The following is a 15,025-nucleotide window of genomic DNA, read 5'->3' on the forward strand; positions in this document are numbered from 1 at the left end:
GGTACGTGCCTTGCGGAAGTGACAAGGCGGGCTTTTTGTAGTTGTCATTCGCTTGATCGCAGTGGTCGGGAGTGCCCGGTTGCGTTCATTCGATGGAGCGACTTTAGCCAGCGCAAAGGGTTGCGGATAATCACTTATGCGTATCCGGCGATAACCTGGAGTGATAGCAAAAACTGATTAGTGGGTATGTCGGGTTATCGGGTGACGCAAAAAAGATCGCAGCCTTCGGCAGCTCCTACAGAAGAATGCGATCCCCTGTAGGAGCTGCCGAAGGCTGCGATCTTTTGACCTTTCAACAATCAGTAACTATTGCCACCCATCCGGCACGCGATCTCGAACGCCTGGCGAATCGCGCCGACGTTCGCCTTGCCCTGCCCGGCGATATCGAACGCGGTGCCATGGGCCGGGGTGGTGATCGGGATCGGCAGTCCGCCCTGCACCGTGACGCCACGGGAGAAGCCCATCAACTTGATCGCGATCTGCCCCTGGTCGTGGTACATGGTCACCACCGCGTCGAAGGCACTGGCATCACCCTGGACCTTGAGGAAGATCGTGTCGGCCGGATACGGCCCGTCCGCCGCGATCCCCAGTGCCTGCGCCGAACGCACCGCCGGGCCGATGATGTCCAGTTCCTCGCGACCGAACGAACCGTTATCACCGTTATGCGGATTCAGCCCGCAGACGCCGATGCGCGGCTTTTCCAGCCCGTTGCGCTTGAGCGCGGTGTCGATCAGTTGAATCGCTTCCACCACCCGTTGCTGGCTGAGCAGGCCCGGCACATCGGCCAGGGCCACATGGGAGGTCACCCGCGAAGTCCAGAGATTGTCGAGTACATTGAATTCGCAGAACGGCCCATGGAAATCCAGCAACTCGGCGAACCAGTGCAGCTCATCGCTGTGGGCCATGCCGGCCATGTGCAGTGAGGTCTTGTTCAGTGGCCCGAACAACACGGCGTCGGTGATGCCCGCTTCGGTCAGGCGCAGGGCTTTTTCCAGGGTGTCGAGGCTGTAGCGACCACCGATGACGCTGGCCTCGCTCCGCGCAAACTCACCGAGGGTGTCACCGCGAAAGTCATAGAACAGCGGCGTGTCATCGACGAATGCCAACTGCTCCAGGGACTCGACGCGACGATAGGGAAATTCCATCCCGGCAATGCGCATGCCGCGACGCATCTCCGCTTCGTCAGCGATCAGGATCACATTGGCCTGGGCACGCACTTCAGGCTCGCCCAGCAGGCGCGCAATCAGCTCAGGGCCGATGCCCGCCGGGTCCCCCAGGACCATCGCGATGGTGGATTTGCTCATGCTTCACTCCTCAAGGGTTCAGGCTGCGCCCGCTCGTTGGCGCAAGGCTCGCAGCGATAGACCCGCTGCGCGTTGCTGTAGAAAAGTCGTTCCTGATCGGCTGTCGGCAGATCGGCGACGATGGATTTGAAACCGCTATAAATGTCGTCGAACGAGCCGCACAGGCTGTCCACGGGGAAGTTGCTGGCGAACATCGCCCGGTGGCTGCCAAACATCGCGATCACCTCGCGCACGATCCAGGCGTTGTCCTTGGCGCGCCAGCGCTGGCCGCCCTGCCCCAGGCCGGAAATCTTCACCTGCACGTTCGGCCACTGCGCCAGCCGCGCCATCGCCAGACGCCAGCCCGCCAGGCCTTCGGCACTGCGGTCATTGGGCAAACCGGCGTGGTTGAGAATCAGCGTGATGCCGGGAAAATCCCGGGCCAGGCGTTCGGCCTCGTGCAGGTTCCACCAGGGTGTCTGCAAGTCGAAATGCAGGCCCAGCCCTTCGAGCGCGGCATAACTGCGGCGCCAGTGTTCGTCACTCATCAGGCTGCGCAGGTGCCCCACCTGCGCCGGCGCGCTCGGGCCACCGGGTTTGTGGCGCACGCTGCGCACGTGCTTGAAACGCGCCTGCTCGGTGAGCACATCGATAGCGTCCGGATGATCGAGCCAGGCTTGCGCCACGACCGCATTGGGCACGCCGTAGCGGGCGGCCAGTTGCTCGATGAAACGGGTTTCGCCAATCGGGTCCTGCGGGTTCCACTCGGTCTCGACGTACACCGTTTGCACGACGTTATGGGAACCTGCATCGGCGAAGTAATCCTCGGGAAAATAGCGGCGCTTGATCGCGCTGTAGTCTCCGTAGCGAAAGGGTATGTTGGCCTCGGGGGCAAGCCATGGGTGGTCGTTGACGGTCGGGTCCCAGAAGTGATGATGGGCGTCGACGATCGAGCCGTTCCACAACGCATTAGTCATGACGCACCTCGTCGAGGCTGATGAACAACGTCGCCAGCACGAAGACTGCCGAGCACGCCGCGAAGAACCCGAGCACCGGAGCGAAACCACCGGTTGCCTGCAGGATCACGCCCACCAGGATCGGCACCGCGATGCCGCCGGAGCTACCGGCCATGTTCATCACGCCGCCGATCAAACCGACCCGCGCCGGCGCCGCCAGCAGCGCCGGAAAGCTCCAGTAGAGGCTGCCCCACATCAGGAAGAATGCGGTCATGGCCAACAGCGCCACCGCCGCAAAAGGATTGCTCAAGGTCGGCAGCAACAGGAATGCGCCGAGGGCCACCAGCCCGGAAAACGCCAGCAGGCTCTTGACCGCCACCCCGCGACTCACGCCTTTGCGAATCAAGCCATCACAGAGGAAACCTCCGGTCAACGAACCGAGTGCACCGCAGACAAAAATCACGAAGGTCGCCGCACCAATCCCCTTGATATCGAAACCCCGGGCCTGGGCCAGGTAACTCGGGCCCCAGGTCAGCAGACCGAAATACACCATCGCCCAACTCGCCCGGCCGATCAGCAAACCGCTGAGCGAGCGTGGCGCAATACCCAACCCCTTGACCGGCGCTCGGGCCGCTTCGGCGGCGGGCGTTGCGCGGCCGGCGTTGATTTTCTCAAGCTCCGCCGCATTGACTTGCGGGTGACCGGCCGGGTCATCGCGCAGATAACGCCGCGCCAGCCAGGCCAGCACCAGAGTGGCGATACCGGCGATCACGAAGGCCAGGCGCCAGGAGTCCAGCGAGGCAATCAGCCAGGCAATGATCAACCCGCCAAGGGCCACGCCCAACGGGCTGCCGCTGTCCATCAATACCGCGCCGCGACTGCGCTCGCTCGGGGCCAGCCACAGGGAAATCAGCTTGCCGCCCGACGGGAACAGCGGTGCTTCGGCGGCGCCCAGTGCAACCCGGGCAAACAACAACGACAGGCCGCCGGTGGCGAACGCCGCCAGCACCTGAAACGTGCCCCACAACCCGGTGGACCAACTGATGACCCGGTGCGGGCCGAAGCGGTCGATCAGCCAGCCGCCGGGAATCTGCAACAGTGCGTAGGCCCAGAAAAAGCTGCTGAGGATCAGCCCTTGCAGGCTCGGTGACAGGGAAAACTCATGGGCGATGGTCGGCATCGCAATGGACAGCGACACCCGGTCGATCAGGTTGACCATGGTCAGCGCGAAGATGATCGCGAAGATCCGCCAGCGTACGTTGCTGGCTTTGGCGGCGGAGCTCTGCGCGGGTGCCGCGGCCTGTGGCTGGATATCCGCGCCGGCCAGGTTCAGGGATGCACTGGATCGAGCCATGGTGCGTACCTCTTTTATTATTTTTGTGGAGACTGCAGCGCCGCTTCCTGGCGACATTTGTGAGCACTATCGAAGGCTCGCTGATAACCGTCTAATCAAAACTTGAAATCAGGCGATAGCCTCGGGTTATGTCATGCCCTGCTTTCAACGACCTTTCAGCGTGGGCACGCATTCTTTTCTGTAGGAGCGAGCCTGCTCGCGATGGTCTTCAACGAAAACGCGTGTTACCTGAATTAAAGCGGTGCCCTTGAGTCCATCGCGAGCAAGCTCGCTCCTACAGCAGTCAGTAGTCAGTCGTTTGCCGAGCTATAACCCCAGGCTATCGGTGTATGTATTGTTTTGACTAGACGCCGTGCCCGCACCTTCACACACTCGGGCCAGGCTTGCGGCTTTACCGCGCAAAAAAGCCGCTCATAACAATTACAAGAACATGAATACGAGGCTCTTCCATCATGCGAAATGCATTCGTCCGTCGTACTTCCCGTCTGTTTCTTGGTTGCGCACTGATCGCCGCCGGTACCCTTCCCGCTCTCGCCAACGCCGCCTGGCAACCGGACAAGAACGTCGAAATCGTTGTCGCCGGTGGTCCCGGTGGCGGTACCGACCAGCTCGGTCGCCTGATCCAGTCGATCATCACCACGCACAAGCTGCTCGACGTGAATACCATCGTCCTCAACAAGGGCGGTGGCAACGGCGCCGAAGCCTTCCTCGACCTGAAAATGAGCAAGGGCGATGCCGACAAACTGGTGATCGGCACCAACAACATCTACCTGTTGCCGCTGGTGTCCAAGCTCGGCTACGAATGGCAGGAACTGACCCCGATTGCCGCCGTGGCCGAGGATGACTTCATTCTCTGGAGCTACAAGGGCGCGCCGTGGAAGGACGCGAAAAGCTTCTACGAAGCGGTCAAGGCCGACCCGTCGAACCTGCGCATGGGCGGCAGCCAGTCCAAGGACGTCGACCAGACCCTGACCCTGCTGCTGAACCAGACCAACAACAGCAAACTGGTGTACATCCCGTTCAAGAGCGGCAGCGAAGCCGCGACGCAACTGGCCGGCAAGCACATCGCCGCCAACGTCAACAATCCAAGCGAGAGCATCAGCCAATGGCGTGGCGATCAGGTCGAGCCGCTCTGCGTATTCAGTAAGGAGCGCATGGGCTATACCGACAAAGTCGCCGGCGACAAATCCTGGGCCGACGTCCCGACCTGTCACGAACAAGGTCTGGGCATCGATCAGTACCGCTTCCCGCGCACCGTGTTCATGCCCGGCGACGTCACCGCCGAGCAGCGCGCGTTCTATGTCGAGTTGATGCGCAAAGTCACCCAGACCGATGAGTTCAAGGCTTACGTGAAGCAGAACGCCCTGGTGCCAACCTTCCTCGAGGGCGAGCCGCTGACCGCCTACATCGAAAAAGACACCGCCCGCGTCACGCCGGTGTTCAAAGAGGCCGGCTGGCTGAAAAACTGAGTTGCTCACGGCCGCCCGCCCTGCGTACGGCCGTCACCTCTGGAGGTGCTTTCATGTCCCATTCTTCGGATTCACCAGCGCTGGTCGGTACACGCTGGGTCGAGCTCGGCCTGGCACTCTTCACCACGCTGATCGGCGCGGTGGTGATGTTCGGTAGCGTTGAACAGGGTATCGGCTGGGGTGATGCCGGCCCCGAGCCGGGTTACTTTCCCTTCTACATCGGCCTGATGTTGAGCGCCGCCAGTGTGGCCAACGGGGTGTTGACCCTGGTGCGCTGGCAAGCCCTGGGCATTTCATTCGTCAGCCGCAGTGCGTTCAGGCAAGTGCTGTCGGTGTTCGTGCCCATCGCGCTATTCGTCGGTGCGATGCCGTTCACCGGCATCTACATCGCTTCGGCCTGCTTCATTGCCTGGTTCATGTGGCGTGACAAGGTCCGCGCCAAGCCTTACGGCAAATGGATGATCGGCAGCGTGTCCCTGGGCGCGGTGCTGGCCAGTTACCTGATTTTCGCGCTGTGGTTCAAAGTGCCGCTGGATGCCGGCCCAATGGGCGACTGGATTGCCCTGGCCGGGAGACATTTCAAATGAGCGAGTTCGATTCCCTGCTGCAAGGCATGAACCTGATCCTCACGCCGGGCCATATCGGCCTGATGGTGATCGGCGTGCTGCTGGGCATTCTGGTCGGCGTACTGCCCGGTCTCGGTGCCCCCAACGGCGTGGCGTTGCTGCTGCCGCTGACGTTCACCATGTCGCCGGTGTCGGCGATCATCCTGCTGTCGTGCATGTACTGGGGCGCGCTGTTCGGCGGCTCGATCACCTCGATCCTGTTCAACATCCCCGGTGAGCCCTCATCGGTGGCGACTACCTTCGACGGTTATCCCATGGCCCGCGAAGGCCGCGCCGCCGAAGCCCTGACCGCCGCGTTCAGTTCGGCGTTGCTGGGTGCGTTGGCCGGCGTGTTGTTGCTGACCTTCCTCTCGACAAAAATTGCCGCGTTCGCCATGTCGTTCAGTTCGCCGGAGTTCTTCGCGGTGTACCTGTTGGCGTTCTGCACCTTCATTGGCATGAGCAAGAACCCGCCGCTGAAAACCGTGGTGGCGATGATGATCGGTTTCGCCATGGCCGCCGTCGGCATGGACACCGTGTCCGGCAACCTGCGCCTGACCTTCGACCAGCCGATCCTGATGACCGGCATCAGCTTTGAAGTGGCGGTAATCGGCCTGTTCGGCATCGGCGAAATCCTCTGCACCGTGGAAGAAGGACTGGTGTTCCGCGGCGAGCATGCGCGGATCACGCCGATGGTGATCCTGCGCACCTGGGCGAAATTGCCGCGTTACTGGTGGACGATTGTGCGCAGCACCCTGGTCGGCTGCTGGATGGGCATCACCCCTGGCGGACCGACTGCCGCGTCGTTCATGAGCTACAGCCTGGCCCGGCGTTTCTCGAAAAACCGCGACAACTTCGGTAAAGGCGAACTCGAAGGTGTGATCGCCCCGGAAACCGCTGACCACGCGGCTGGCACCAGTGCCCTGCTGCCGATGCTGACCCTGGGCATTCCCGGTTCGGCGACTGCGGCGGTGATGCTCGGTGGCCTGATGATCTGGGGTTTGCACCCGGGGCCGACGCTGTTCGTCGAGCAACACGATTTTGTCTGGGGCCTGATCGCCAGCATGTACCTGGGCAACGTGGTGAGTCTGATCGTGGTGCTGGCCACCGTGCCGCTGTTCGCTTCGATCCTGCGCATCCCGTTCTCGATCATCGCTCCGATCATCATCATGGTCTGCGCCATCGGTGCCTACTCGGTGCACAACTCGTTCTTCGACGTGGTGCTGATGCTGGGCTTCGGTGCGCTGGGTTATCTGTTCAAGAAACTCGGCTACCCGATTGCGCCGCTGGTGTTGGCGGCGGTGCTGGGCGACAAGGCAGAAGATGCGTTCCGCCAGTCGATGCTGTTCTCCGACGGGCAGCTGGGGATTTTCTGGTCCAACCCGTTGGTGGGCAGCCTGACCACGGCGGCGCTGCTGATGCTGTTCTGGCCGTTGATTTCCAAAGCGCTGCAAACCCTGATCGGCCTGCGCAAACCCCACGTCGCCAAGCCAAAATCGGTGCTGTGACACGCCAAAGCTGGCAACGCCTGGCATTTGTTGTCAGGCTTGCCGCAGGACTTTTTTGCGAGCACGGCCCATGACCCGAATTCCTGCTGCCAACGTAATCCACAGCCGACTGCGTCTGCGCCAACTGCGGCTGATGCTGGCGTTGCAGGAATTCGGCTCGTTGCGCCGCGCCGCCGATCACATCGGCATGACCCAACCGGCCGCGACCAAGATGCTGCATGAGGCCGAGGACCTGTTGGGCGTCGAACTGTTCGAACGCCTGCCCCGGGGCATGCGCTCTACCCCGTTCGGGGAAACGGTCATTTATTACGCACGCATGGTGTTCGCCGAACTCAGCGGCATGCGTGAAGAGTTGGTCGCCCTCGAATCCGGCAACCTTGGCCGGGTCGCGGTCGGGGCCATTCCGGCACTGGCTTCGGGGCTGCTGACGCGCACCATCGCCACCTTGAAACAAAGCCATCCACGCTTGTCGATGAGCATCCAGGTCGACACCAGCGACGTGCTGGTGCAGGCGTTGCTGCAAGATCAGCTGGATATCGTATTGGGGCGGATACCCGCCGGTGCCCGGGCAGAGGAGTTGCTGTTCGACAGCCTTGGCGAGGAAGCACTGTGCGTGATTTCCGGCGCACAGAATCCACTGGCCAAAGCCACGCAGTTGAGCTGGGCCGAACTGCAGAACATGACCTGGGTGCTGCAACAGCAGCCCAGCCCGATGCGCGCGATCATCAATCAGGTGTTCCACAACGCGCGGGTCGACATCCCGAGCAGCATCGTCGAAACCACGTCGATCATGACCTTGCTGTCGTTGATTCAGCAGACCGACATGCTCGGCGTCACGCCGGTGTCGGTGGTCGAGGACTACCCCGGTCGGGATCTGCTGGCGGTGTTGCCGATCAAGTTCGAGGCGCGGCTGCCACCGTACGGGTTGATCACCCGGCGTCATCGCATTCAATCGTCGGCGATGCAGGCGTTCATGAATTCGGTACGGGCCGAGCATGCGCTGAGCAAATGACAGGCAAAGATCGCAGCCTGCGGCAGCTCCTACAGGTACGGCTGCGATCTTTTGATTTTCTTGCGCGGCCTACGCTGTTTTACGGAACACAAACACCAGCCCGACGATGATCAACAGCATGCCGAACAGGCTCAACAGCGCCAGGCGATTGCCGAAGACCAGATAGTCCATTACCGCCGTCACCGCCGGCACCAGGTAAAACAGACTGGTGACGTTCACCAGGTTGCCCCGGGCGATCAAGCGGTACAGCAACAGCGTCGCCAGCACCGACACTACCAGCCCCATCCATAGCACCGGCAGGATGAAACCGCTGCCGTGTTCGAAGTGAAACGGCTGGAACGGCACGAAAATCCCGCACAACAGCAGTCCGGCGAGGTACTGCACCGGCAGCGTGCCGAGGGGATTTTCAGTGATGCGCTTCTGCATGATCGAACCGAACGTCATGCTCGCCAGCGCCAGCAGACCGAAAAGCATTCCGGCCAGCGACATTCCGGCCAGGCCGATGCCCTGATAGACCACCATGATCAAGCCGGTCAGCCCCAGGACCAGACCGAACATCCGGCTCCAGGAACGCTGACGCTCCATCAGCACCACCGTGAGAATCGGCTGCACGCCCATGATGGTCGCCATCACCCCGGGGGTGACTTTAAGGTCGAGGGCCAGCAGATAGAAAATCTGATAGGCCCCCAACAGCACCACGCCAGTGGCCATCGCATACAACATCGGCTTGCCGCCCTTGGGCAACTTCAGCTTGAACAACGGCACCAGCAACACCAGCCCGCATAGCGCGATGACGAAACGAAACATCAGGAAGGCGAAGGGTGAGGCGTGGGCCAGCCCCCATTTTGAGAAGATCGCCCCGCTGCTCCACAACAGCACGAACAGGCTCGTGGACGCCACCGCGAGCGCGGATTTTTTCGAAAGGACAAACATGAATACCACCTGTAGTCAGGCAAAAAGCCAACTCAGCAAAAGCTGAAATCCAGTAGTTTTTTCAGGCGGGCGCGGGAACAGCAGAAGACAGCTGATCAGCCCGAAATGCCAACGCCTGGCGGTGATACGACTGCGCACACCGGCGTGCTACTGACAGGTGGGGGGTAATGACTGATCTGCCCGGGCTGCTGATTCCCGCACGGCACGACGCCAGCGTTGACCGCTGAATCGACTACCGCGTTGAGGAGGGATGCAGGCATTGGGCTGATCTTTGCTCGAGGGATAAGGAAGTGAGTCAGAAACTCACCGTGCGCCGACTATAACCAGCGTTCGACATGAATTGCAACGAGTTGGTCAAAAGGCCGTATCCGGCTTCAACCAAACAACCAATACCCCAGCAACGCCAGCACCACCAACGCCAGCACCGGGCGCAGGACACGGTAAGCCTTGGGATTGCGCCGCTTCCATTGCTTGACCACACCACTGAATCTATCGCTGGAGTTCTTGCTCCACGCGTAGGCCTTGTTGATCCCGCCCACACGTTCGTCATCCAGGTTCTGAGGGGCGGTGGCACGCCCCAGCCAGGCGCTGATACTGCGATTGATACGGGTCATGAAGCGATTGCTCAGCGGTCGTTCGATATCGCAGAACAGGATGACCCGGGTCTTTTGCGTTTCATTCTTGACCCAGTGCACGTAGGTCTCGTCGAACATCACGTCTTCACCATCGCGCCAGACGTAAACCTGACCGTCGACAAAGATGCGGCAATCATCGGAATTGGGGGTGGACAGCCCCAGGTGATAACGCAGGGAGCCGCCAAACGGATCGCGATGCGGGTTGAGATGGCTGTCGCCCGGCAGCAGCGCAAACATCGCGCCCTTGACGTTGGGAATGCTACTGACCAATGCCACGGTTCTCGGGCACAGGACTTCGGCAGAAGGCAGCGGTTTGTCATACCACTTGAGATAGAAACGCTTCCAGCCCTTCTTGAAGAACGAGCCAAAACCGGCGTCGTTGTTCTTTGCCGCCGCGCGGATATACCCCTCGTCGAACAAATGCATCGCTTCGTCGCGAATCACTTCCCAGTTGTCCTTGAGCACATCCAGTTCGGGAAACTTGCTGCGATCCAGATACGGTTTGGAAGGCACACCGGAAAACAGGTACATCAAGGCGTTATAGGGTGCGAACAGTGCCGAATGGTTAACGAATTGGCGCAAAACCGGCAGACGCGCCTTACCGCGTAAGTGCACATACAGGGTGCTGCCGAGAAACAGCAGCAACAACGAGGCTTTCGCGGCAAACGAAAAGGTCATCAACAACTCCTTTGAAGATAAGCGACTTTGCGCCACGCCCATTGCCCGACGTGGTTTGCGGCATGATAAACACTACCGAACCGGTGAAAAACCTGCATTTTTCAACATTCAATGTTAACGAATGTGCAACAAAGCATTTCTTAACATGTGGCACCTGAACGGCGGCTGATGCGAATCCATCATCAACCGCCAACAGCCACGATCCGCCAATGTTCAGCGCTTACTGCTGATTCTCCTGTTCGGTAAACAGATCACTGAACAACATGCTCGACAGATAACGTTCACCGGAATCCGGCAGGATCACGACGATGGTCTTGCCCTGCATCTCCGGGGTCTCCGCCAATCTTACGGCCACTGCCATGGCAGCGCCGCAGGAGATCCCGCACAAGATTCCTTCTTCCTGCATCAAGCGCAAGGCCATGGCCTTGGACTCTTCGTCACTGACCAGTTCTACCCGGTCGACGATCGACAAATCGAGGTTCTTCGGCACAAAACCGGCACCAATGCCCTGGATCTTGTGCGGGCTCGGTTTGATTTCTTCACCGGCCAGGGCCTGGGTAATCACCGGCGACACCACCGGCTCCACCGCCACCGAGAGAATCGGTTTGCCCTGGGTATTCTTGATATACCGTGAAACCCCGGTGATGGTTCCACCGGTTCCGACGCCTGCCACCAGCACGTCGACCGCGCCATCGGTATCGTTCCAGATTTCCGGGCCGGTGGTTTTTTCGTGAATGGCCGGGTTGGCCGGGTTGTCGAATTGCGCCGGCATGAAGAAGTTCGACGGGTCGCCGGCAACAATTTCACCGGCTTTTTCGATAGCGCCCTTCATGCCTTTGGCCGGTTCGGTCAACACCAGCTCGGCACCCAGTGCCTTGAGTACCTTGCGACGTTCGATGCTCATGGACGCCGGCATGGTCAGCATCAGTTTGTAGCCACGGGCGGCGGCCACGAACGCCAGGCCGATACCGGTATTGCCGGAGGTGGGTTCGACGATGGTCATGCCCGGTTTGAGTTTGCCAGTGCTCTCGGCATCCCAGATCATGTTTGCGCCGATCCGGCACTTGACCGAGTAACCGGGGTTGCGCCCTTCGATCTTGGCCAGAATGGTCACACCACGCGGCGCAATGCGATTGATCTGCACCAGCGGCGTGTTGCCGATGGAGTGGGCGTTGTCAACGAAAATGCGGCTCATGGCTGGGTCCTTAACGACAGCATTGAAATAGGGCATCAAGGTAAGCCCTCTTGCCCGCAGGCGTCCAGTCGGGTCGAACGTCCGCCTGTCAGTGCAGTCAATGGCTTTAGATCGCCAGAGATTTGCCGCCATGAAACGTCGATACAGCTGGCCCCTGTGGACCCTCATCGGCCTCGTTGCACTGCTGATAACGTTGCACATCGCCTTGCCCTATCTGGTGCGCGACTACCTTAATGAGAGGCTGGCGGACATGGGCGACTACCGGGGCCAGATCACCGACGTGGACCTGGCCTTGTGGCGCGGCGCCTACAAGATCAACGGACTGAAAATCGTCAAGGTCGATGGCAAGGTTCCAGTGCCTTTCGTCAACGCGCCATTGATAGACCTCTCGGTGAGTTGGCACTCACTGTGGCACGACCACGCGGTGGTGGCCCAAGTGCAGTTCATCACGCCCGAGGTCAACTTCGTCGACGGCGGAGCCAACAAGCGAAATTCCCAGACCGGCCAGGGCACCGACTGGCGTGCCCAATTGGGCAAGCTGCTGCCCATTACCCTGAACGAAGTGCGGATCAGCGACGGCAAGATCAGTTTTCGCAACTTCAACTCCAAACCACCGGTGAACATGAACGCCACAAAGGTGGATGCCAGTATTTTCAACCTGACCAACGTGGTCGACACCAAAGGCAAACGCGACGCACGCTTTGAAGGCAAAGCCTTGCTGCTGGGGCACGCGCCACTGGAAACCTCGGCCACTTTCGATCCCTTGAGCGATTTCGAAGACTTCGAGTTTCGCTTGCGCACCACGGATATCGAACTCAAGCGCCTGAACGACTTCGCCGCGGCCTACGGCAAGTTCGACTTCAATGCCGGCCATGGCGACGTGGTGATCGAAGCCCAGGCCAACAAGGGCCGACTGACCGGCTATATCAAGCCGCTGATGCGCGATGTTGACGTGTTCAACTGGCAGCAGGACGTGGAAAACAAGGACAAAGGGCTGTTCCGCTCGATATGGGAAGCCCTCGTCGGTGGAACCGAGACGGTCCTGAAAAACCAGGGCAAAAACCAGTTTGCGACAAAGGTCGAACTCAGCGGCAACGTTCATCAGAAGAATGTCAGCGCGTTCCAGGCTTTTTTGCAGATTTTACGCAATGGTTTCATCCAGGCGTTCAATGCGCGGTATGAACGGCCCAAGCCGGATGCCGGCTAAGTCACTAAGTGACGCCCCATTCAGAGACTGAATAAGCCGTCTGCGTTCACAGTCGACCGGGCAGCGCGTTATAGTCGGGGCTGACCCTTTTATTGCGCCCCCACCGCCCTGCCTCGTTCAGGTCGGCGTTACCGTTCGAGGATTAGCAGATGAAGTTCGAAGGCACCCAGGCCTACGTCGCCACCGATGACCTGAAGCTGGCGGTCAACGCCGCCATCACCCTGGAGCGGCCGTTGCTGGTCAAGGGCGAACCGGGCACCGGCAAGACCATGCTCGCCGAGCAACTGGCCGAATCCTTTGGCGCCAAGCTGATCACCTGGCACATCAAGTCCACCACCAAGGCTCACCAGGGCCTGTACGAGTATGATGCGGTCAGCCGCCTGCGCGACTCGCAACTGGGCAACGAAAAAGTCCACGACGTTCGTAACTACCTGAAAAAGGGCAAGCTCTGGGAAGCCTTCGAATCCGACGAGCGGGTCATCCTGCTGATCGACGAAATCGACAAGGCCGACATCGAATTCCCCAACGACCTGCTGCAAGAACTCGACAAGATGGAGTTCTACGTTTACGAGATCGACGAGACCATCAAGGCGAAAAAGCGTCCGATCATCATCATTACCTCCAACAACGAAAAGGAACTGCCGGACGCCTTCCTGCGCCGCTGCTTCTTCCACTACATCGCTTTCCCCGACCGCACCACCCTGCAAAAGATCGTTGACGTGCACTACCCGGACATCAAGAAAGACCTGGTCAGCGAAGCGCTGGACGTGTTCTTCGACGTGCGCAAGGTGCCGGGCCTGAAGAAGAAGCCTTCGACCTCCGAGCTGGTGGACTGGCTGAAGCTGCTGATGGCCGACAACATCGGCGAAGCGGTGCTGCGCGAACGTGATCCGACCAAGGCCATCCCGCCGCTCGCCGGTGCCCTGGTGAAGAACGAACAGGACGTGCAATTGCTTGAGCGTCTGGCGTTCATGAGCCGTCGCGGCACCCGCTAAGAGGCTGATGCCATGCTGCTCAACCTGTTCAATGAAATGCGCGCAGCCAAGGTGCCGGTTTCGGTGCGTGAACTGCTGGACCTGATCAACGCGCTGAAACAGCGCGTGACCTTCGCCGACATGGACGAGTTCTACTACCTGTCCCGGGCGATCCTGGTGAAGGACGAAAAGCATTTCGACAAGTTCGACCGGGCGTTCGGTGCCTACTTCAATGGCCTGGAAAAGCTCGACGACCATCTTCAGGCGCTGATCCCCGAAGACTGGCTGCGCAAGGAATTCGAACGCTCGCTGACCGACGAAGAACGGGCGGCGATCCAGTCCCTCGGTGGCCTGGACAAACTGATCGAAGAGTTCAAGAAACGCCTCGAGGAGCAGAAGGAACGTCACGCCGGCGGTAATAAATGGATCGGTACCGGCGGCACCAGCCCGTTCGGTTCCGGCGGTTTCAACCCGGAAGGCATTCGGGTCGGCGACGCTGGCAAGCGCCAGGGCAAGGCGGCCAAGGTCTGGGACCAGCGCGAATACAAGAACCTCGACGATTCGGTGGAATTGGGCACGCGCAATATCAAGGTCGCCCTGCGCCGCTTGCGCAAGTTCGCCCGTCAGGGCGCGGCGGAAGAGCTGGACATCGATGGCACCATCGACCACACCGCCAAGGATGCCGGGTTGCTGAACATCCAGATGCGGCCGGAGCGGCGCAACACCGTCAAGCTGTTGCTGCTGTTCGACATCGGCGGCTCGATGGACGCCCATGTGAAGATTTGCGAGGAATTGTTCTCGGCCTGCAAGACCGAGTTCAAGCACCTGGAGTACTTCTACTTCCACAACTTCATTTATGAGTCGGTTTGGAAGAACAACATGCGCCGCACCTCCGAGCGCACCTCGACCATGGACCTGCTGCACAAGTACGGTGCCGACTACAAAGTGATCTTCATCGGTGACGCCGCCATGGCACCCTATGAAATCACCCAGCCGGGCGGCAGTGTCGAGCACTGGAACGAAGAAGCCGGTTACGTGTGGATGCAGCGGTTCAAGGAGAAGTACAAGAAGCTCATCTGGATCAACCCGTATCCGAAGGACACCTGGAGCTATACCTCGTCGACCAATATTGTGCGGGACTTGATCGATGACCAGATGTATCCGCTGACCCTTCGCGGGTTGGAGGAAGGGATGCGGTTTTTGTCCAAATAAAGCT

General features: G+C 60.1%; 13 protein-coding genes. 7 read left to right on the plus strand and 6 right to left on the minus strand.

Annotated features, from left to right (window positions below; translation table 11 throughout):
• Positions 1-299 precede the first annotated feature (299 nt).
• From AC3WJW_RS01825 to AC3WJW_RS01835, 3 genes are read right to left on the minus strand one after another with little or no spacing between them, the layout of a single operon-like run.
• Positions 300-1,304 carry a 4-hydroxythreonine-4-phosphate dehydrogenase PdxA gene (locus AC3WJW_RS01825; protein ID WP_218477146.1) on the minus strand — a complete coding sequence of 335 codons (1,005 nt, stop codon included), beginning with the start codon at positions 1,302-1,304 and terminating at the stop codon, positions 300-302.
• Positions 1,301-2,260 (minus strand): amidohydrolase family protein, encoded by a 960-nt coding sequence (locus AC3WJW_RS01830; protein ID WP_493724921.1) that lies wholly within the window; start codon positions 2,258-2,260, stop codon positions 1,301-1,303. Before AC3WJW_RS01830 ends, AC3WJW_RS01825 begins: the two co-directional genes overlap by 4 nt.
• A complete protein-coding gene (locus AC3WJW_RS01835) occupies positions 2,253-3,593 on the minus strand; it encodes an MFS transporter (RefSeq protein WP_493724922.1) in 1,341 nt (446 codons plus the stop codon). The genes AC3WJW_RS01830 and AC3WJW_RS01835 overlap by 8 nt, the downstream gene beginning before the upstream one ends.
• Before the next feature lie 452 nt (positions 3,594-4,045).
• Between AC3WJW_RS01835 and AC3WJW_RS01840 the strand changes: the two genes are divergently transcribed.
• The 4 genes from AC3WJW_RS01840 to AC3WJW_RS01855 all read left to right on the plus strand — a co-directional run bounded on the left by AC3WJW_RS01840 (position 4,046) and on the right by AC3WJW_RS01855 (position 8,187).
• A complete protein-coding gene (locus tag AC3WJW_RS01840; RefSeq protein WP_007972451.1) occupies positions 4,046-5,062 on the plus strand; it encodes a Bug family tripartite tricarboxylate transporter substrate binding protein in 1,017 nt (338 codons plus the stop codon).
• Positions 5,063-5,115: 53 nt separating this feature from the next.
• Positions 5,116-5,649 (plus strand): tripartite tricarboxylate transporter TctB family protein, encoded by a 534-nt coding sequence (locus tag AC3WJW_RS01845; protein ID WP_493724923.1) that lies wholly within the window; start codon positions 5,116-5,118, stop codon positions 5,647-5,649.
• Entirely contained in the window at positions 5,646-7,175 is a 1,530-nt protein-coding gene (locus AC3WJW_RS01850; protein WP_493724924.1) for a tripartite tricarboxylate transporter permease, read from the plus strand. Before AC3WJW_RS01845 ends, AC3WJW_RS01850 begins: the two co-directional genes overlap by 4 nt.
• A gap of 70 nt (positions 7,176-7,245) precedes the next feature.
• Complete coding sequence (locus AC3WJW_RS01855) at positions 7,246-8,187, plus strand: LysR family transcriptional regulator (RefSeq protein WP_007972445.1); 942 nt, start codon at positions 7,246-7,248, stop codon at positions 8,185-8,187.
• A 69-nt stretch (positions 8,188-8,256) separates the two neighbouring features.
• Here the strand turns inward: AC3WJW_RS01855 and AC3WJW_RS01860 are convergent, their stop codons facing one another.
• The 3 genes from AC3WJW_RS01860 to cysK form a co-directional block, all read right to left on the minus strand.
• Entirely contained in the window at positions 8,257-9,120 is an 864-nt protein-coding gene (locus AC3WJW_RS01860) for a DMT family transporter (RefSeq protein ID WP_493724925.1), read from the minus strand.
• A 374-nt stretch (positions 9,121-9,494) separates the two neighbouring features.
• Positions 9,495-10,433 (minus strand): aspartyl/asparaginyl beta-hydroxylase domain-containing protein, encoded by a 939-nt coding sequence (locus AC3WJW_RS01865; protein ID WP_493724926.1) that lies wholly within the window; start codon positions 10,431-10,433, stop codon positions 9,495-9,497.
• 220 nt (positions 10,434-10,653) lie between these two features.
• Positions 10,654-11,628, minus strand: coding sequence for a cysteine synthase A (cysK, locus tag AC3WJW_RS01870; protein ID WP_493724927.1), 975 nt, complete (start codon positions 11,626-11,628; stop codon positions 10,654-10,656).
• A gap of 100 nt (positions 11,629-11,728) precedes the next feature.
• On the opposite strand from cysK, the gene AC3WJW_RS01875 reads away from it, so the two are divergent.
• From AC3WJW_RS01875 to AC3WJW_RS01885, 3 genes are all read left to right on the plus strand, one after another.
• The gene (locus AC3WJW_RS01875; RefSeq protein ID WP_493724928.1) at positions 11,729-12,835 is read left to right on the plus strand and encodes a DUF748 domain-containing protein; all 1,107 of its coding nucleotides are present in this window, start codon (positions 11,729-11,731) and stop codon (positions 12,833-12,835) included.
• A 149-nt stretch (positions 12,836-12,984) separates the two neighbouring features.
• Positions 12,985-13,830, plus strand: coding sequence for an AAA family ATPase (locus AC3WJW_RS01880; protein WP_007972431.1), 846 nt, complete (start codon positions 12,985-12,987; stop codon positions 13,828-13,830).
• 12 nt (positions 13,831-13,842) lie between these two features.
• The gene (locus AC3WJW_RS01885) at positions 13,843-15,021 is read left to right on the plus strand and encodes a vWA domain-containing protein (protein ID WP_007972429.1); all 1,179 of its coding nucleotides are present in this window, start codon (positions 13,843-13,845) and stop codon (positions 15,019-15,021) included.
• The last annotated feature ends 4 nt before the right edge of the window (positions 15,022-15,025 follow it).

Source organism: Pseudomonas sp. GW821-FHT07G06 (genome assembly GCF_058986625.1).